General features: G+C 64.5%; 15 protein-coding genes. 9 read left to right on the top strand and 6 right to left on the bottom strand.

From position 1 onward, the window contains the following. Positions 1 to 74: 74 nt before the first annotated feature. Together sppA and HNP98_RS01500 are read right to left on the bottom strand one after the other, a co-directional pair. Complete coding sequence (gene sppA / locus HNP98_RS01505) at positions 75 to 1,853, bottom strand: signal peptide peptidase SppA (protein ID WP_173808272.1); 1,779 nt, start codon at positions 1,851 to 1,853, stop codon at positions 75 to 77. Positions 1,854 to 1,976: 123 nt separating this feature from the next. After that, positions 1,977 to 3,314: a replication-associated recombination protein A gene (locus HNP98_RS01500; RefSeq protein ID WP_173808271.1), complete on the bottom strand. Its 1,338-nt coding sequence runs from the start codon at positions 3,312 to 3,314 to the stop codon at positions 1,977 to 1,979. A 124-nt stretch (positions 3,315 to 3,438) separates the two neighbouring features. Between HNP98_RS01500 and HNP98_RS01495 the strand changes: the two genes are divergently transcribed. Next, positions 3,439 to 4,371 (top strand): DMT family transporter, encoded by a 933-nt coding sequence (locus HNP98_RS01495; protein ID WP_173808270.1) that lies wholly within the window; start codon positions 3,439 to 3,441, stop codon positions 4,369 to 4,371. 32 nt (positions 4,372 to 4,403) lie between these two features. Continuing rightward, positions 4,404 to 5,423 carry an energy transducer TonB gene (locus tag HNP98_RS01490; protein WP_173808269.1) on the top strand — a complete coding sequence of 340 codons (1,020 nt, stop codon included), beginning with the start codon at positions 4,404 to 4,406 and terminating at the stop codon, positions 5,421 to 5,423. A gap of 9 nt (positions 5,424 to 5,432) precedes the next feature. Here the strand turns inward: HNP98_RS01490 and rhuM are convergent, their stop codons facing one another. After that, on the bottom strand, positions 5,433 to 6,437 hold the full coding sequence (gene rhuM, locus HNP98_RS01485; RefSeq protein ID WP_173808268.1) for a virulence protein RhuM/Fic/DOC family protein: 1,005 nt from the start codon (positions 6,435 to 6,437) through the stop codon (positions 5,433 to 5,435). A gap of 84 nt (positions 6,438 to 6,521) precedes the next feature. Further along, positions 6,522 to 7,916 carry a dihydrolipoyl dehydrogenase gene (lpdA, locus tag HNP98_RS01480; RefSeq protein ID WP_173808267.1) on the bottom strand — a complete coding sequence of 465 codons (1,395 nt, stop codon included), beginning with the start codon at positions 7,914 to 7,916 and terminating at the stop codon, positions 6,522 to 6,524. A gap of 276 nt (positions 7,917 to 8,192) precedes the next feature. On the opposite strand from lpdA, the gene HNP98_RS01475 reads away from it, so the two are divergent. Next, complete coding sequence (locus tag HNP98_RS01475; protein WP_173808266.1) at positions 8,193 to 9,032, top strand: tetratricopeptide repeat protein; 840 nt, start codon at positions 8,193 to 8,195, stop codon at positions 9,030 to 9,032. A gap of 217 nt (positions 9,033 to 9,249) precedes the next feature. On the opposite strand, the gene HNP98_RS01470 is transcribed toward HNP98_RS01475, so the two are convergent. Continuing rightward, a complete protein-coding gene (locus HNP98_RS01470) occupies positions 9,250 to 10,485 on the bottom strand; it encodes a geranylgeranyl reductase family protein (RefSeq protein WP_173808265.1) in 1,236 nt (411 codons plus the stop codon). A gap of 136 nt (positions 10,486 to 10,621) precedes the next feature. Here HNP98_RS01470 and fabG point away from each other — a divergent pair, with 136 nt between their 5' ends. From fabG to HNP98_RS01450, 4 genes are read left to right on the top strand one after another with little or no spacing between them, the layout of a single operon-like run. After that, a complete protein-coding gene (fabG, locus tag HNP98_RS01465) occupies positions 10,622 to 11,371 on the top strand; it encodes a 3-oxoacyl-[acyl-carrier-protein] reductase (RefSeq protein ID WP_173808264.1) in 750 nt (249 codons plus the stop codon). A gap of 12 nt (positions 11,372 to 11,383) precedes the next feature. Continuing rightward, complete coding sequence (locus tag HNP98_RS01460) at positions 11,384 to 11,668, top strand: DUF7660 family protein (RefSeq protein WP_173808263.1); 285 nt, start codon at positions 11,384 to 11,386, stop codon at positions 11,666 to 11,668. A 12-nt stretch (positions 11,669 to 11,680) separates the two neighbouring features. Beyond that, on the top strand, positions 11,681 to 12,457 hold the full coding sequence (locus HNP98_RS01455; protein WP_173808262.1) for a DUF4262 domain-containing protein: 777 nt from the start codon (positions 11,681 to 11,683) through the stop codon (positions 12,455 to 12,457). Continuing rightward, the gene (locus tag HNP98_RS01450; RefSeq protein ID WP_173808261.1) at positions 12,454 to 13,125 is read left to right on the top strand and encodes a YiiX family permuted papain-like enzyme; all 672 of its coding nucleotides are present in this window, start codon (positions 12,454 to 12,456) and stop codon (positions 13,123 to 13,125) included. The genes HNP98_RS01455 and HNP98_RS01450 overlap by 4 nt, the downstream gene beginning before the upstream one ends. A 3-nt stretch (positions 13,126 to 13,128) precedes the next feature. Here the strand turns inward: HNP98_RS01450 and HNP98_RS01445 are convergent, their stop codons facing one another. Further along, positions 13,129 to 13,791: an HAD family hydrolase gene (locus HNP98_RS01445; RefSeq protein WP_173808260.1), complete on the bottom strand. Its 663-nt coding sequence runs from the start codon at positions 13,789 to 13,791 to the stop codon at positions 13,129 to 13,131. A gap of 179 nt (positions 13,792 to 13,970) precedes the next feature. Between HNP98_RS01445 and HNP98_RS01440 the strand changes: the two genes are divergently transcribed. Together HNP98_RS01440 and HNP98_RS01435 are read left to right on the top strand one after the other, a co-directional pair. Further along, the gene (locus HNP98_RS01440; protein WP_246274921.1) at positions 13,971 to 16,046 is read left to right on the top strand and encodes a VWA domain-containing protein; all 2,076 of its coding nucleotides are present in this window, start codon (positions 13,971 to 13,973) and stop codon (positions 16,044 to 16,046) included. A 219-nt stretch (positions 16,047 to 16,265) separates the two neighbouring features. Further along, positions 16,266 to 16,871 (top strand): pseudouridine synthase, encoded by a 606-nt coding sequence (locus HNP98_RS01435; protein ID WP_173808259.1) that lies wholly within the window; start codon positions 16,266 to 16,268, stop codon positions 16,869 to 16,871. Positions 16,872 to 16,909 lie beyond the last annotated feature (38 nt).

Here is a 16,909-nt window from a genome sequence, read left to right as displayed (position 1 = left end):
GGGAGGAATCTGGGCGAACGGCTGGTTAACCGTTCGCCCAGATTCCTCCCTGCGGTCGGAATGACCAACAAAAGCTACTTAATCTCAATCTCGTACGGCAGCCGCGCCTGCACGCCGCGCATCGTCAGTAGCCGCTGGTACTGGGCATAGGCGGGGTACAGGGGCCCCAGCTTGGTTTTGAGGGCCGCCTGCACCTTGGCTTCGTCGTCGTCGTCGCTGATAAAGCGGGCCAGAAACGCCTCCACGCCCGACTTGCGGCGCGGCAGGCGCTGCACGTTGTAGTCGTCGGCTTTGAGGTGGGCGCGGGCGGCGGCGATTTTCAGGGCGTCGTCGTACGAGCCGAGCACGTCCACGAGGCCGTTGGCTTTGGCTTCGGCGCCGCTCCACACGCGGCCCGAGGCCAGGCGGCGCAGGCGCTCCACGGGCATGTGGCGGCCCAGGGCGGCCTTGCTCGTGAAGTCGGCGTAAATCAGGTCCACGCTGTGCTGCAAGGTTTTTTTCTCGTAGTCCGACAGGGCCCGGGTGATGGTGGGCAGGTCCGAGAACTTGCCCGTCGTCACGCGGTCCACCGTGATGCCGAGCTTGTCGGCCAGCAGCGGCTGGATGTTGGGCAGCACCCCAAACACGCCGATGGAGCCCGTAATCGAGTTCGGGTGGGCCACAATGGTGTCGCAGGCCATGGCGATGTAGTAGCCGCCCGACGCCGCCACGTCGCTCATGCTGGCGATAATCGGCTTCACCTTTTTGGTCAGCAGCACCTCGCGGTAAATTACGTCCGAGGCCAGCGACGAGCCGCCCGGCGAGTTCACGCGCAGCACCACGGCCTTCACCTTGTCGTCGAGCCGGGCCTTGCGGATGGCTTCGGCAAACTTGGTGCTGCCGATGTTGTCGTCCGAGCCCTTGCCGGTCACGATGTCGCCCTCGGCGTAGATAACGGCGATGCGGTTGCCGCTGGTTTTGCCCTCTTTCTCGTCGGCCTGGTCGTTGTCAGTGTAGTCGCCCAAGCTCACCAGGTTGGGCTTTTTATCCTTGGCCACGCCCAACTTGCCGCGCAGGTAATCCTGCACTTCGTCGAAGTAGCCCAGCCGGGTCACCAGCTTCAGGCGCAGGGCGTCGGCGGCGTCGTGCACCAGCATCGAGTCGGAGATGACGTGCAGCCGGGCCGGCGCAATGCCCCGCGCCGCGGCCACCTGGTCAATCATGTGGTCGTTGAGCGAGCGCAGGTACGAAACCGTCTGCAAGCGGGCCGAGTCGGAGAAGTTCTCGCGGAAAAACGGCTCCACGGCGCTCTTGAACGAGCCCACCCGGAAGATGTAGGGCTGGATGCCCGCCTTCTCGAACAGCCGCTTGTAGAACATCACTTCCGAACTCAACCCGTTGAATTCCAGCAGGCCCTGCGGGTGCAGGTAAATCTCGTCGGCCACCGACGCCAGGTAGTAGCTCTTCTCGGAGGCCGTTTCGTGGTAGGCCACCACGAATTTGCCCGACTTCTTGAAGTCGAGCAGCCCGTCGCGCACTTCTTCCAACGAGGCCATGCCGCCCTGCACCACGTCCAGGTTCAGCAGGATGCCCTTGATGTCGCCGTCGGTTTTGGCCCGGCCAATGGCCTCCTTCAGCGCCACCAGGCCCGTGGACGACTGCCGGCCGCCCAGCGGGTTGAAGTCGGTGGCCTGGCCGCGCTCGGTCAGGGGCTCGTTCAGCTTCAGCTCCAGCACCGAGTTGGCGGCAACGTTTTTGTGTTGGCCGCCGTCGCTGGCCGCCGTCGCAACGATGGCCAGCACCGCGAGGCTCAGGCCGAAAAACAATACCAGCCCCACCAAAGTGGCCAAGGTAAATTTGAGAAACTGCCGCATACGGGTAAGATGGTTTTTAAACAAAGTAAAAGTAGGCCGGTCCTGCCAAAGCCAACGCGCGGCCCCAAATGGGTGGTTCGATTTGGTTTATAGCCGCCGCCGCCGTTGCGTTACAAGCGCGCGTCAGTAGCCGTACTTCTCGCCCCACCAGCCGCGCAGCTTCTCGCGGAGGCGCTGCTCGGCGGCGTTCTGGCCCGGCTCGTAGTAGGCGGTGCCGCGGAGGGCGTCGGGCAGAAACTCCTGGGCCGCGAAGTTGCCCGCGCCGTTGTGCGAGTACTCGTATTCCTGGCCGTAGCCGAGCTGCTTGAGCAGGCGCGTGGGCGCGTTGCGCAGCGGCACCGGCACGGGGTGCACGCCCCGGGCCCGCACCTCGGCCTGCGCCGCCCGGATGGCCGTGTAGGCGGCGTTGCTCTTCTCCGACGTGGCCAGGTAGATAACCGTTTGGCTGAGAATCAGGTCCGACTCGGGCAGGCCGATGACGGTGCAGGCCTGGAAGCAGCTCGTGGCCAGCAACAGGGCGTTGGGGTTGGCGTTGCCGATGTCTTCGGAGGCCAGAATGAGCATCCGCCGGGCAATGAACTTCACGTCCTCGCCGCCCTCCAGCATCACGGCCAGGTAGTAGAGCGCGGCGTTGGGGTCGGAGCCGCGGATGCTTTTGATGAAGGCCGAAATCACGTCGTAGTGCATTTCGCCGCCCTTGTCGTAGCGGGCCAGGGGCCGCTGGGCCACCTGCTGCACCCCGGCATCGGTGACGGTGACGAGGCCCTTTTTGTCGGGCGGCGTGCTTTGCACCACTATTTCGAGCAGGTTGAGCAGCTTGCGGGCGTCGCCGCCGCTCAGGGCCAGCAGGGCGTGGTCTTCCTTCAGCCTGACCTTGATTTGGCTGAGCGCCGGGTCTTCGGCCAGGGCCTTGGCCACGATGCCGCGCAGCGTATCGGGCCCCAGCGGCTCCAGCACGTACACCTGGCAGCGCGAGAGCAGGGCCGGAATCACCTCGAACGACGGGTTTTCGGTGGTGGCTCCAATCAGGGTAATCGTGCCGTTTTCCACGGCCCCCAGCAGCGCGTCCTGCTGCGCCTTGCTGAAGCGGTGAATCTCGTCGATGAACAGCACCGTACCGCGCTGCCGCTTGGCCCGCTCGATGACCTCGCGCACGTCTTTCACCCCGGCGTTGATGGCGCTGAGGGCCGCGAAGGGCTGCTTCAACGCGCTGGCCAGCAGCAGGGCCAGGGTGGTTTTGCCCACGCCCGGGGGGCCCCACAGCAGCAGGCTGGGCAGGCGGCCACTGGCCAGGTAGCGCGTGAGCACGCCCTGGGGCCCCAGCAGGTGGGGCTGGCCGGCGTAGTCGGCCAGGCGGTGGGGGCGGCGGCGCTCGGCCAGGGGCGCGTCGGGGTCGTACCCGGTGGGGCCGGGCGGCGGGGCGAAGGCGGCGGGCTCGTCGTCGGGAAAGAGGGAGGACATGAGGGCGTTTGTAGCGCGAACTTTGTAGTTCGCGTTTTTGCGCCGCCGAACCGCTGCCGGAGCGTCCGGTTCAGGCACCGCAAAAACGCGAACTACAAAGTTCGCGCTACCACCCGCTTCCCCCATGAAAAACCAATACCGCGTCCACGCGGCCCTGTTCCTGGTCACGCTCATCTACGCGGGCACCTACAGCCTGGCCAAAGACCTGATGCCCATCTACATGAAGCCCTTCGGCATCGTGACGCTGCGGGTGCTGGGGGCCTCGCTGTTTTTCGCCGTGGCCAAGCAGCTGGCCGCGCCCCACGATAAAATCCGGGGCCGGGCCGACAACCTCCGGGCGGTGCTCTGCGGCCTGATTGGCATCGGCATGAACCAGCTGCTGTTTTTTTCGGGCCTGAACTACACCTCGCCCATCTCGGCCTCGCTGCTCCAAACCATCTCGCCCATCGTGGTGGTGCTGGCCTCGGCGGTGCTGCTGAGCGAGAAGATTACGGTGCCGCGGCTGCTGGGCATCGGGGTGGGGGCGGCCGGCGCGGCCACGCTCATCCTCAGCCGGCCGGCGCAGGCGGCCCTGTACCCCCACGCCACGCTGGGCAACGTCTGCATCCTGCTCAACGCCACGTTTTTTGGGCTGTACCTGGTCCTCGTGGCCCCGCTCATGCGCAAGTACCACCCGTTCACGGTGCTGGGGCGGATTTTCCTGGTGGGGGCCCTGCTGGTGGTGCCCTTCGGCTGGCGCGAGGCCCTGGCCACCGACTACGCCCACTTCCCGCCCAAAATCTGGGCCGAGCTGTTCTACATGGTGTTCTTCCTCACCATCCTGGCGTATTTGCTGAACAACTGGGCCCTGAAGTACGCCTCCCCTGCCCTGCTCGGCGTCTACATCTACCTTCAGCCGGTGCTGGCCGTGCTCATCGCCGTGGCCCTGGGCAAGGACGTCTTCACCTGGGACAAGGCCGGGCAGGCCGCGCTCATCTTCGTGGGCGTGTGGCTGGTGAGCAAAAAGCCCAAAGCCGGGGACCCGGCCCCGGCCGGGGTGCTGGAAGCGCAGGACTGAGGCTGCGTCTGCGCCGTAATTTAGGAACTGTTATGCCGCATCAATTCATTCTTTTGGGGTGCCTGCTGTTGCTACTGGCGGGCCGTGCCCACGGGCAAGTCCCGGCCGCCGATACTACCGGCAGCCAATTGCCCGCCCACGCGTACACGGAGATTTTACCCGTTTTTCCGGGGTTGGAGCCCGGCGATAGCGCCCTTTCGCCCAACCAACGGGTCATCAAATTCCTTAACGACGGCCTGAAGCCCGCGCAACGCGTGGCGCGGGGCGACGTGCGGGGGCGAGTATTTTTCTCGTTCACCGTCGATGCCCAAGGCCACACCGTCGATATCAAGCTGGTGCAAGGCCTGCGCCCCGATGTCGACGCCGAAGTATTGATTAACGCCCACCGGCTCGACAACATCCAGTGGCGGCCCGGCATCCAGAACGGGCGGCCCGTCAGCGTTTCCTTCACCGTTCCCATCAGCTTTAACCTGCCGGCCGGGGCCGCGCGGTCCAACCTGGCCGCCGGCGATTCGCTCGACCAGGGCCCCTACCAAAAGCTGGTATTGCCACTGCCCAGCTGGACCGGTAAGCGGCCCCAGGTACCCGCCGGCAAGGGCTTGGTGTACGGCAGCTGCCTGCAACGATTCGCCGACGGGGGCCTCGGCCAGGGCCAGTACGTGCGCCTGGTGAACCTGACCACCCACAAGTCTTTGCGAATCAACGTAAAGCCCATTTTGAACACCGTGCGGGAAAGTGCTTTTTGCTACGCGCTGCCGGCCGGCCGCTACGCTCTGTTCATCTACGAGTTTCCCGACCCCGCACGGGGCGGCCTGCGCATTCACCTCGAAAGCATCCGCAAGCCCACCAATGGCCCCTCGGCCCGCAACCTGAGCGCCACCCGCTACCAGTTCACCGTGGTGCCCGGTAAGCTGCACTACCTGGGCACTTGGAATTTAGCCAACCAAAACGAGCCGAAATTCCTTAACGAGAAAGCCCTCCTCGACGGCCGCCTGCAACCCGATTACGAGTCTTTACATTTTGCCGATGCTGAAGTGGCAATTCCCCAATAGCTCAGTCGGCTAATTATCCTGGTTAATCAAATTCACCACCAGCGTTACCATGGTGGCTTTGTCTTCGGGCTTGCTCTCGGCGATGAGCAGCGTGAGGGCCACCAGGGCGTTATCGGCCAGGCGGCGGGTGCCGTCGGGGTGGTAGAGGCAGCGGTTGCGGTCGAGAAACCACACGAACAGGAAGGCCGCAATGCGCTTGTTGCCGTCGGAGAACGAGTGGTTTTTCACCACGAAATACAGCAGGTTGGCCGCCTTTTCTTCCACGCTCGGGTACAGGTCCTCGCCGCCGAAGCTCTGGTAGATGGTGCGCACCGAGCTTTGGAAGGACGCATCCTTCTCGCGCCCAAACAACGCGCTGCCGCCGAATTGCCTGCGCAGCCCTTCCACGGCCTCCAGGCCGGCTTCGTAAGTTAGCTCGAACGGCTCGTCGGTGGCCGTGCCGCGCATTTGCAGGCGCTGGTGGTCGTACTGGTCGAGCACGTCGAGGGCCCGGGCGTAGTCGCCCAGCACCCGCAGCAGCGCGGCCGACTGGTCCGTGGTCAGCTCCTGGTTGGCCGCCACTTCGCCCTGCAATTGCACCAGCCGCTTGAGGTCGGCCAGCTGGCGGGCGCTTTCGCGCAGGCGCTTGTCATTCAGGGCGTAGCCCTGCACCAGGTATTGGCGCAGCACCCCCGTGGCCCACTGGCGGAAATGCGTCCCGCGCAACGACTTCACCCGATAGCCGACGGAGATGATAACGTCCAGGTTGTAGTGCTGAACCGAATAGCTTTTACCGTCCGAGGCAGTTGTCCGGGATTTCCGGACAACTGCCTCGGACGGTAATTCTCCTTCGCGAAAAATATTCTGAATATGCTCGCTGACTGTTTTCTTGGAGACGTCGAAAAGCATTATCATCTGCGCTTGCGTCAGCCACACGGTTTCGTGGTCGAGCTGCACTTCCAGTTGGGTTTGCCCGTCGGGCGCTTGGTAGAGGAGAACGTTTTCAGCGGTCGTCGTCGGGGCGTCTTGATTCATCCCGGCAAGTAGTAAAATGTATTCTGATTAAACAAAAGGGCCCGGCTTATTCAGCCGGGCCTTTGCATTTCACAGGGCGAAAACCTACAGGTGAATCACCTCGCCATACGCGGCGGCCGTGGCTTCCATGATGGCCTCGCTCATGGTGGGGTGCGGGTGCACCGACTTGATAATTTCGTGGCCCGTGGTTTCGAGCTTGCGGGCCACTACCACTTCGGCGATTAGCTCGGTTACGTTGGCCCCGATCATGTGGGCCCCCAGCCACTCGCCGTATTTCTTGTCGAAGATGACCTTCACGAAGCCGTCCTTGGCCCCGGCGGCGCTGGCCTTGCCCGAGGCCGAAAAGGGGAACTTGCCCACCAGGATGTCGTAGCCCTTGGCCTTGGCTTCGGCTTCGGTGTAGCCCACGCTGGCAATTTCGGGCGAGGCGTAGGTGCAGCCGGGGATATTCTGGTAGTTGAGCGGCTCGGGGTGGTGGCCGGCGATTTTCTCGACGCAGATGATGCCCTCGGCCGAGGCCACGTGGGCCAGCGCGGGGCCCGGCACGATGTCGCCGATGGCGTACACGCCGGGCACGTTGGTCTGGTAGAAATCGTCCACCACCACGCGGCCGCGCTCGGTTTTGATGCCCAGCTCTTCGAGGCCGATGTTCTCGATATTGGTCTGGATGCCCACGGCGCTGAGCACGACGTCGCAGCTGATTTGCTCCTCGCCCTTGGCCGTTTTCACGGTCACCACGCAGCCGGGGCCGCTGGTGTCCACTTTGGTTACCTCGGCGCTGGTGAGCACGTTGACGCCGATTTTGCGGTAGGATTTCTCCATCTGGCGCGAAATCTCTTCGTCCTCCACCGGCACGATGCGGGGCATGAACTCCACGATGGTGACCTCCGCACCCATGGTGCGGTAGAAATAGGCGAACTCGACGCCGATGGCCCCCGAGCCCACCACCACCATCCGCTTGGGCATCTGCTCCAGGGTCATGGCTTTGCGGTAGCCGATGATTTTTTTGTCGTCAATTGGCAGGTTGGGCAGCTGGCGGGCGCGGGTGCCGGTGGCCAGGATGATGCTCTTGGCCTCCACCGTCTCCTTGGTGCCGTCGGCCTTGGTCACTTCTACTTTGCCGGGGGCCACCAGCTTGCCGGTGCCCAGCACGGTTTCAATCTTGTTCTTTTTAAACAGGAAGCTGATGCCCTTGCTCATGCCGTCGGCCACGCCGCGGCTGCGCTGCACCACTTTCCCGAAATCGAAGGCCACGTTGTCGGCGCTCAGGCCGTAGTCGGCGGCGTGGTGGAAGTACTCGAACACCTGCGCCGACTTGAGCAGCGCCTTGGTGGGGATGCAGCCCCAGTTGAGGCAGATACCGCCGAGGCTTTCGCGCTCGACCACGCCCACTTTCAGCCCCAACTGCGACGCCCGGATGGCCGCCACGTAGCCGCCCGGGCCGCTGCCCACCACCACCAAATCAAATTGCAATGCCATAAATTCTTAGGAAAGAAAGAGAAAAAAGGTCGCCAGCCGGTCCGCACGCCGGCCGGGCCGCAAAGATAGCCGCACGCCCCGGCACTGCCCTAAACCCCGCCGGGGCCCCAAACGTGCCCGCGCAGCCTTTGCCGGGGCCGCTCCGTACAAGGGCCCGGCTGTGAGTTGTCAGTTGCTCGTTGCCAGTTATTAATAAACGCATAACCTGCTGACTACTAAACAACAATGGGCAACCGACGCGCGTTTGTTTTTGCACAGCCATCCATCCTTTGGTTTATGCCTGCCTCGTTCCGATTCCCGTTGTCCGCCCTGGGGCTGCTGGCGGCCCTCACCAACTGCGCCACTACCACCGAAACCGACCGGCCCGCCGGCAGCGCCAGCGTGCTCCTTGCCGCACCGGGGGCCGCCGCGCCGCGCGTCGATTCGGCCGGGGCCGCCCGCTCGGCCCCCGACGCCCGCGCCGGGGTGCTGGCCACCGAAGGGCCCAGCGCCGGGGCCCCGTCGGCCCGGGCGGCGTCGGCCGAGCGCACCCGCGAGAAAAAGATGACCAGGGACGAGTACCACCAGATGCTGGCCACCGCCGGCCTCGCCCTCAAGCGCAACCCCAAAGACCCCGCTGCCCTACTGCAACGCGCCAAAGCCAAGAGCTACCTCCGCGACTACCCCGCCGCCCAGCTCGACTACACCGCTGCCCTGCGCTACCAGCGCAACAACCCCGACGCCTACTACAACCGCGGCGTGAACCACCTGATGCTGAAAGAGTACAAAGCGGCGTCGGCTGATTTCGCGGGGGCCCTCAAGTACCGGCCCGACGACAAAGAGGCGTTCTTCGGGCGCGGCGTGGCCAAGATGCAGCTCTACCAGTACAAGCCCGCCGTGGCCGACTTCACCCGCGCCATCCAGCTCGACTCGACTTACGCCGACGCCTGGGAGTACCGCGGCATCAGCTTCGCCTCGTTCGACAAGCTGCCGGAGGCCCGGCGCGACTTGGAGCGCGCCACCGCCCTCAACCCCGAAGCGGCCAAAAGCCTGCGCCGCTACGTGGGCAGCCCCGGCCAGGAACCCATCAAAATACCGGCCACCCGGGCCCCGCGGCCCGCGGCTGTTGGGCGCTAGCGCGGATTTTGGGTCCGTGCCCATCCCAATAGGCCGTCATGCCCATTTAGCGTCCGCGCAGCCGAGGCATCTCGCGTGCAGCAGTAATTCGATCGATTGGGTTGGTTCAGCAAGCGAGATGCTTCGGCTCCGCTCGGCATGACCGTTTCTTTTTGCACCTGTATTCTGTGAGTTCTCATTACCAAAGCGTGGCCAAGTGGCCCGGGGGCCCTGGTATTCACTTCCCCCCAAACAACAGCTTGAAGTAGAAGCTCGGCTGCCGCAGCCGCTCGCGCAGGTCCAGGTCGAGGAACATGGCGGAGAGGGTTTCGGCCAGCGTGGGGTTGCGGGCAGCGCGGTTGGCCACGATGTTGAACAGGCTGGGGAAGTTGAGCAGCCGCTGCATGGCCCGGCTCAGGCGCAGCTCCTGCCAGAGGCGGTTGTACACGGCCTGGTCGTAGTTTTTGAGGAACGCGGGGCTGAAATCGGCCTTGGCCACCGCCTGGGCCGCCCAAATGGCGGCGTGCCGCCCGCTCACCATGGCGTGCGAGATGCCTTCGCCCGAAAACGGGTCGATGAGCGAGCCGGCGTCGCCGAGCAGCAGGTAGCCGGGGCCCGACAGCGGCCGGCGCTTCGAGCCCAGCGGCAGGCCGAAGCCGCGCACGGGCCCCAGCCGCTCGGCCTGCGCGAAGCGCGGGGCCAGCGCCGGGTGCGTGGCCAGGATTTCGTCGAGCCGCTGGCGCAAATTAATTTTTTTGGCCGCCACCGTTTTCGAGAGCATCCCCACGCCCACGTTGGCCTGACCGTTGGGCAGCGGAAACACCCACAGGTAGCCCGGCAGAAAGTCCTTGAGGAAGTGCAGCTCGATGAAATTGTCGGGGCTGAGGCCCGTTACGCCCCGGTAGTAGGTGCGCAGGCCGGCGCAGTGGTGGTCGGGCTCCAGGGCGTGGCCGGCCACCCGGCGCGCAAACGCCGACTGGGCCCCGTTGGCCACCAGCAGCAGCCGGCACTCGGCCAGCAGCTGGCCGGCTTTGTCGAACAGCTGCCAGCCGCCGGCGGCCGTGCGCTCGGTGCGGGCCACGTCCACGTTTTCGCGGAAGTCGATTTCGGGCCGCTGGCGCACTTCTTCCACCAGGAAGTTGTCGAAATCGAGGCGCTTGGCCACGTGGCCGGCGGGCCGGTCGGCGGCCTTGTCGAACTTCGGCTTGAAGGGAATGGCGAGGCGGCGGCCGTTGGGCGCGAAGAAATCGATGCCCCAGCTCGGCACCTGGATGGGCGCGGCGGCCAGCCGCCCCGGCAGCGCCTCGTCGATGCGTTTCAGCTCCATCAACACCTTGCCGCTCAGGGCATCGCCGCAAATTTTGTCGCGCGGAAACGCGGCGCGGTCCAGCAGCAGGCAGCGGTGGCCGGCGTTGGCCAGGTGCAGGGCCGCCGTGGCCCCGCCGGGCCCCGCGCCCAGGATGCAGATATCCATTTTTCTTTAAGCTGTTAGCCAGTAGCCGTTAGCTGTTAGCTTTTTGCTAAACCAGCTTTTTGGCCCCGCAAGCTACCTTCAAAAGCTAACAGCTAGCAGCTAATAGCCAACAGCCCAAAAAAGCTACCTTCGCCCCATGACTCAAACGCTTGCCGGAAAAGTGGCCCTCGTCACGGGCGCTTCCAAAGGAATTGGCCGCGCCATCGCGGCGCATTTTGCCCAGTTGGGGGCCCAGGTGGCCTTCACGTACTTGTCGTCCGTCGAAAAAGGCGAGGCCCTGGAGGCCGAGCTCTCGGCCCACGGCACCAAGGCCAAGGGCTACCGCTCCGACGCCTCGGACTACGCCCAGGCCGAAAAGCTGGTGGACGATGTGCTGGCCGATTTCGGCAAGCTCGACATCCTCGTCAACAACGCCGGCATCACCCAGGACGGCCTGCTGATGCGCATGAGCGAGCAACAGTGGGACAACGTACTGACCGTGAACCTCAAGTCGGTCTTCAACCTCACCAAGGCCGCCACCAAGCCCATGATGCGCGCCAAAACCGGCTCCATCATCAACATGACCTCCGTGGTGGGCATCAAGGGCAACGCCGGGCAGGCCAACTACGCCGCCAGCAAGGCCGGCATCATCGGCTTCACCAAATCGGTGGCCCTGGAGCTGGGCTCGCGCAACATCCGCTGCAACGCCGTGGCCCCGGGCTTCATCGAAACCGAGATGACCGAGGCACTCGACGCCAAGCAAGTGGACGAGTGGCGCAAGGCCATCCCGCTTAAGCGCGGCGGCTCGCCGGAGGACGTGGCCAAAGCCACCGCTTTTTTAGCCTCGGACGATTCGAGCTACATCACCGGCCAGGTGCTGCAAGTGGACGGCGGGATGCTGACGTAGGGGGCAATGGCTATGAAATTAGCTAACGAACATGACCCACTAGGAACATCGGCCATCCAAAGCCGCCAGGGTTTTGCACACTTCTTAAATCATTTGCTCGTTGCTTATCAAAGCAATGGCAAAGATTGGGAGAACCAGAAGCTTGGCGATTTTTTAGAAGCTTTGGCAGCTTATGCAACTGATATTGACGGTTACTACCGCAATATTTCATCGGCTGATGAATTAGTAGTAAATGCGGATGTCGCCAGTTGGCGCGTTTTTGCCGACATGCTACGCGGTGCTACGATCTACGAGTAATCGAATAGAATAATGGTCACTCCCGAAGAGCACACAGCGCATAATTCTGAGGCAGAGAAGAAAATCATCAGCGATGTAGCGCAATATGGTTTCCATGTCGCGCAGTTTCACGGTGATGGCTATTCGCCCAGTTTTGCTTATACCATTGGGCTATTTAAAACATACGGCTACCCGGAGCTTATTTGTTTTGGGCTAAACATCGATCTGCTGCATTCGGTGCTTTGGTCGGGTAAAGAGCTGTTGGACAAACAGCCTATACCTGACCAAAGCATTGGTTACCCCGATTTTTTGGGAGACTACGACGTGCGTTTTCTAACCGTTGACAAGCGTTGGTACAAAGACTATTTTGGCTATGGCTTTTGGTTCAATGAAACCTGGGATTTTCCGGCGTTGCAAATTGTGTGGCCTGATAAGCAGGCACTTTTTCCTTGGGACGAAAGCTTCAATCCTAACTGGAAATGGGGCCAACCGTTGCTTGACCGCTCATTGAATTTTAAATTCCGGGAAGAGCGGAACGTAGCGGTATTTACTACCCAGCAGGTTTTAGAGGGCTTGCCAATCCTGCGCGTAGTTCACGATGCTAATGGCGATTGGGAATTTCTATGCGACACGACTTATGACGTGGCAGATTTGAAAGTTGTGTGCCTAGAAGAAATTATAGAGCGTGACCCAACAGTTAATGAGTTGTTTCAACTGAATTATGGTTGGCAAGCGCACAGGGAAATGATTGGCGGGAAGTGGCAAAAGGAAGAGGCTGAAGAGGACGAGGGAGAGGAAACTGAGGCATGAAAAGTTGGCTCTCCTTTCTCCTCTTAGCAGCCTTCACGGTGTTCGCCTACCCACGCCTGCTTCGCCAGCTACTCCGCTACCAGAGCCACCACGCGGCGGAAGCGACAACCGCGGCGCTGGGCCCCCAACTGCGCGACGGCGACCTGATTTTCCATACCTCCCAATCAGCGCAGAGCCAAGCCATCCAGCTGGCTACGCACTCGCCCTACAGCCACTGCGGCATCCTGTACAAAAACGCCGGCCAGTGGCAGGTATTCGAAGCCGTGCAGCCGGTGAAGCTGACGCCGCTGGCCGATTGGGTAGCGCGGGGCCAGGGCGGGCACTTCGTCACGAAGCGGCTGCGCGACGCGGCTACCGCGCTGACGCCCAGGGCCCTGGCGCGGCTGAAAGCGGCCGGACAGCCCCTGTTGGGCCGCAGCTACGATTTGTATTTCGGCTGGTCCGATGACCGGATTTATTGCTCCGAGCTTATCTGGAAAGTGTACGACCGGGGCTTGCACCGGCAGCTGGGGGTTTTGCAACACCTGCGCGATTTCGACCTGCACAACCCCGCGGTGCAGGCCAAGCTGCGCGAGCGGTACGGCCGCCGCTTGCCGCTGGACGAGCCAGTGATTTCGCCGGTCAGCATTTTCAACAGCCCGGAGCTGGTGACGGTGACGCGGCGCTAACCTCTACCCCACCCGGATGGCCCGAATCTTCTCCGCCGACAGCTCGGAGAAGTGATTGATAACCAAGTCGGCCTGCCGCAAATCCTGCCCGGCCGAGTGCGGGCTGGCGTAGCCGATGCAGTAGATGCCGGCCGCCTTGGCCGCCGCCACGCCGTTGGCCGAGTCTTCGATGACCACGCACGCCGATACCGGCGTTTGGGCCAGGGCCGCGGCGTGGATGAAAATAGCGGGGTCGGGCTTGGACTGCGCGAAGTCTTCGCCGCTGACGACGTGCCCGAAGTAGGGCCCCAAATCGAACCGCGCGAACACCCGGCCGATGGTGGCCTTCGAGGCCGACGAGGCCAGCACCAGCGGCACCTGGTGGGCCCGCAGGTCATCGAGTAGGACGCGCACGTTGTCGAGCAAATCCAGGTCGGCGTCGGTGTCGAAAATCTGGTTGAACAGCGCCCGCTTGCGCTGGAGCAGCGTTTCCACATCCTGCGGCAGGCCGTGCTCTTGCTGGAGGCGCTGATAGACGTTGCGGGTTGAGGAGCCCAGGAAGGTGGCGTACTCCGCGGCCGAAACGGTGATGCCCAGCTCGGCAAACTGCGCGTAAAACGCCTGGTGGTGGATGGGCTCGGTGTCGATGATGACGCCGTCCATGTCGAAAATCACGGTTTGAATCATAACGCCGCTTACGAAGGGTGCGGGCAAAGGTATCGGGCCGCCGGGGCCCGGGCGGGCGGCGGGCGGGGCGGGGCGGCGGGCGCGGGGGCCGGCGGCGGCCGGCTCCGGGGCGGCGGCGGGACTATTTTTGCCCCGGGCCGCGTTTCGGGGCCCCGGGGCCCTATTTCCATTCGCCGCTTTTGCTCACGACCCAATATTCCGCCTGGTTCCTCCCGCTGTGCCTGCTGGTGGGCGCGGGCTACGCCGCCCTGCAATACTCGGCCCAGGCCCCCTGGGGCCCCCGCCTGAACTACGCGCTGGCCGCGCTGCGCTTTGCCGTGGTGAGCTTCCTGTGCTTCCTGCTGCTCGCCCCGTTCGTGCAGTCCACCACCACGCGCACCGAAAAGCCCACCGTGGTGCTGGCCGTTGATAACTCGCAGTCGGTGGAATTATTCACGCCCAAGGCCACGCTGGCCCAGGCCACCGCCGGCCTGGCCCGGCTGGCCGCCACGCTGCGCGGCCGGGGCTTCGCCGTGGCCACGCGCAGCCTGACGCCGGGCCGGGCCCCGGGGCCCGATTCGCTGCGCTTCACCGCCGCCGGCACCGACCTCGACCAGCTCCTCACCGGCACCCGCGACGCCTACGACGGCCGCAACCTGGCCGCCGTGGTGCTGCTCAGCGACGGCATTGCCAACCAGGGGCGCAGCCCGGCCAGCGCCGACTACAGCTTCCCGGTTTACGCCGTGGCCGTGGGCGACACCGTGCCCAAGAAAGACCTGCGCCTGACCGATTTGGCCTACAACCGGGTGGCCTTCAGCGGCAACAAGTTTCCCATCGAAGCCGAGCTGGCCTTCGAGGGCTACGCCGGCGGCACCGCCACCGTGGAGCTGCGCGAGGGGCCCAAGGTGCTGGACAGCCGCCGCGTGGCCCTGCCCGCCGGGCGGCGGCGTGTGAAAACCACGTTTCAGGTCACGGCCCCCGCGCCCGGCAAGCGGCGCTACGAGGTGCGCGTGGTGCCCCAGGCCGGCGAGTTCACGGCCCTCAACAACGCCCGGCCGGCCTTCGTGGAAATCGTGAAGGGCAAGCTGCGCGTACTGCTGGCCGGGGCCGCCCCCCACCCCGACCTCAAGGCCCTGCGCGCCGCGCTGCAAACCAACGACAACTTTGAAGTGCTGTTGGCCGTGCCCGGCGTGGCCCCGCTCCCGCCGGGGGCCGATTTTGACGTGGCCATCCTGCACCAGCTGCCGGCCCAGGGCGGGCTGGGGGCCGACATCCTGGCCCAGGTGCAGGCCAAGCGCGTGCCGGTGCTCTACGTCATCGGGGCGCAGTCGGACCTAGCGGCCTACAACCGGCTCGGCGCGGGCCTCACCATCCAGCCCCGCGGAGCCCAGACCGACGCCGTGACGCCGCTGCCCAACCCCGGCTTCACCCGCTTCGCCACCGACGCCGAGGCCGCCCAGCGCTTCGCCCAGTACCCGCCCGTGGCCGTGCCCTTCGGCGACCTGCGCCTGGGCCCCGGGGCCGAAGCCGCGCTTTGGCAGCAGGTGGGCCGCGTGGCCACCCAGCGGCCCCTGCTGGTGTTCGGCGGCGCGGCCGAGGCCCGCCGCGCCACCCTGCTCACCGACGGCAGCTGGCAGTGGCGGCTCAGCGAAGCCGTGGCCCACGACGACCGCCCCGAGGCCTACGACCGCCTGGTGGTGCGCACCGTGCAGCTCCTCACCCAGAACGCCCGCAAAAAACGCCTCGACGTGTACCCCACCCAGGACGCCTTCGGCACCCAGGACGACGTGACGCTGGCCGCCGAAACCTACAACGCGGTGTTCGAGCGGCTCTACGACCAGAAAATTGACCTCACCCTCACCGGCGACAGCCAGCGGGTGCGCCGCTTTTCGTTCGGCAACGCCCCCGACGGGGCCCCGCTGCACCTGGGGCCCCTGCCCGCCGGCCGCTACCGCTACCAGGCCCGCGCCACCCTCGGCGGCCAGGCCCAGCAGGACGCGGGCGAGCTGCTTGTGCAAAACCAGCCCCTCGAAGCCCTCGAATCGAAGGCCAACCCCAACCTGCTGGCCCAGCTGGCCCGCCGCGGCGGCCAGCGCCTTTACTACCCCGCGCAGCTGGACAAACTGGCCCAGGACATCCTAAAGGCAAACTACAAACCCATCATTTCCAGCGACGACGCCCAGAAAGAGCTGATTGATTTGAAGTGGATTTTCTTCGTGATTCTGGCTTTTTTGACGACGGAATGGGTCGTGCGCAGGTATTCGGGCAGCGTGTAAAAACGCAAGCCGTCCAGTAACTGGGCCCTCATATTGAACGACACGAAGCAGTTCTCCCACGGCAGTAAATATTACTCAGCGGGAGAGATACCTCGGCTGTGCTCAGCATGACGTTCGTTTACTCATCGGGTACTTATCGGGCAACGTGCTGGGGGCCGGCAAGTAACTTGCGGGCCCGAGGCTGGTTTTCCGGCTTTACCAGCGGTGCCACGGCCAGTCATGCGCTACCTCCTCCTCAACAAGCCCTACGAAGTCCTGACGCAGTTTACGGACGAGCACGGCCGGGCCACGCTCAAGGATTTTGTGCCCGTGCCCGGCGTGTACCCCGTTGGCCGGCTCGATTTCGACTCCGAGGGCCTGCTGCTGCTCACCGACGACAAGCAGCTCCAGCACCGCCTCAGCGACCCGCGCTACAAGGTGCCCAAAACCTACTGGGCCCAGGTGGAGGGCCTGCCCACCGAAGCCGCGCTGGCGCAGCTGCGCCGGGGCGTGCCGATAAAGGACGGCCGGACGGCCCCCGGCGCGGCCGCGCTGCTGCCCGAGCCAATCGGGCTGTGGCCGCGCACCCCGCCCATCCGCTACCGGGCCAGCATCCCCACCGGCTGGCTGGAAATCCGCATTTCGCAGGGCATGAACCGCCAGGTGCGCAAGATGTGCGCCGCCGTGGGCCTGCCCTGCCTGCGCCTGGTGCGGGCCGCCCTCGCCGATTTGGCACTCGACGGCCTCGCCCCCGGCCAGTGGCGCGACCTCACGGCCGGCGAGGTGCAGCGGCTCCGCCAAGCGGGCGCGGGCCTGAGAAATGGTAAAGCAACCGGGAATTTATAAGATTTTACGGCGGCCCGCCCAATCTGGCGGCCGCGCTG

This window comes from Hymenobacter caeli (assembly GCF_013294115.1).
Classification (GTDB): domain Bacteria; phylum Bacteroidota; class Bacteroidia; order Cytophagales; family Hymenobacteraceae; genus Hymenobacter; species Hymenobacter caeli.
This window is presented reverse-complemented; position numbering and strand designations above follow the sequence as displayed.

What these genes read in the sequence shown, in the direction of transcription:
- HNP98_RS01475 (WP_173808266.1), top strand. Translation starts at nt 8,193, where the DNA reads ATGCCTGCCTCGTTCCGATTCCCGTTGTCCGCCCTGGGGCTGCTGGCG.
- lpdA (WP_173808267.1), bottom strand. Translation starts at nt 7,916, where the DNA reads ATGGCATTGCAATTTGATTTGGTGGTGGTGGGCAGCGGCCCGGGCGGC.
- rhuM (WP_173808268.1), bottom strand. Translation starts at nt 6,437, where the DNA reads ATGAATCAAGACGCCCCGACGACGACCGCTGAAAACGTTCTCCTCTAC.
- HNP98_RS01490 (WP_173808269.1), top strand. Translation starts at nt 4,404, where the DNA reads ATGCCGCATCAATTCATTCTTTTGGGGTGCCTGCTGTTGCTACTGGCG.
- HNP98_RS01460 (WP_173808263.1), top strand. Translation starts at nt 11,384, where the DNA reads ATGAAATTAGCTAACGAACATGACCCACTAGGAACATCGGCCATCCAA.
- HNP98_RS01435 (WP_173808259.1), top strand. Translation starts at nt 16,266, where the DNA reads ATGCGCTACCTCCTCCTCAACAAGCCCTACGAAGTCCTGACGCAGTTT.
- HNP98_RS01455 (WP_173808262.1), top strand. Translation starts at nt 11,681, where the DNA reads ATGGTCACTCCCGAAGAGCACACAGCGCATAATTCTGAGGCAGAGAAG.
- fabG (WP_173808264.1), top strand. Translation starts at nt 10,622, where the DNA reads ATGACTCAAACGCTTGCCGGAAAAGTGGCCCTCGTCACGGGCGCTTCC.
- HNP98_RS01500 (WP_173808271.1), bottom strand. Translation starts at nt 3,314, where the DNA reads ATGTCCTCCCTCTTTCCCGACGACGAGCCCGCCGCCTTCGCCCCGCCG.
- HNP98_RS01445 (WP_173808260.1), bottom strand. Translation starts at nt 13,791, where the DNA reads ATGATTCAAACCGTGATTTTCGACATGGACGGCGTCATCATCGACACC.
- sppA (WP_173808272.1), bottom strand. Translation starts at nt 1,853, where the DNA reads ATGCGGCAGTTTCTCAAATTTACCTTGGCCACTTTGGTGGGGCTGGTA.
- HNP98_RS01495 (WP_173808270.1), top strand. Translation starts at nt 3,439, where the DNA reads ATGAAAAACCAATACCGCGTCCACGCGGCCCTGTTCCTGGTCACGCTC.
- HNP98_RS01470 (WP_173808265.1), bottom strand. Translation starts at nt 10,485, where the DNA reads ATGGATATCTGCATCCTGGGCGCGGGGCCCGGCGGGGCCACGGCGGCC.
- HNP98_RS01450 (WP_173808261.1), top strand. Translation starts at nt 12,454, where the DNA reads ATGAAAAGTTGGCTCTCCTTTCTCCTCTTAGCAGCCTTCACGGTGTTC.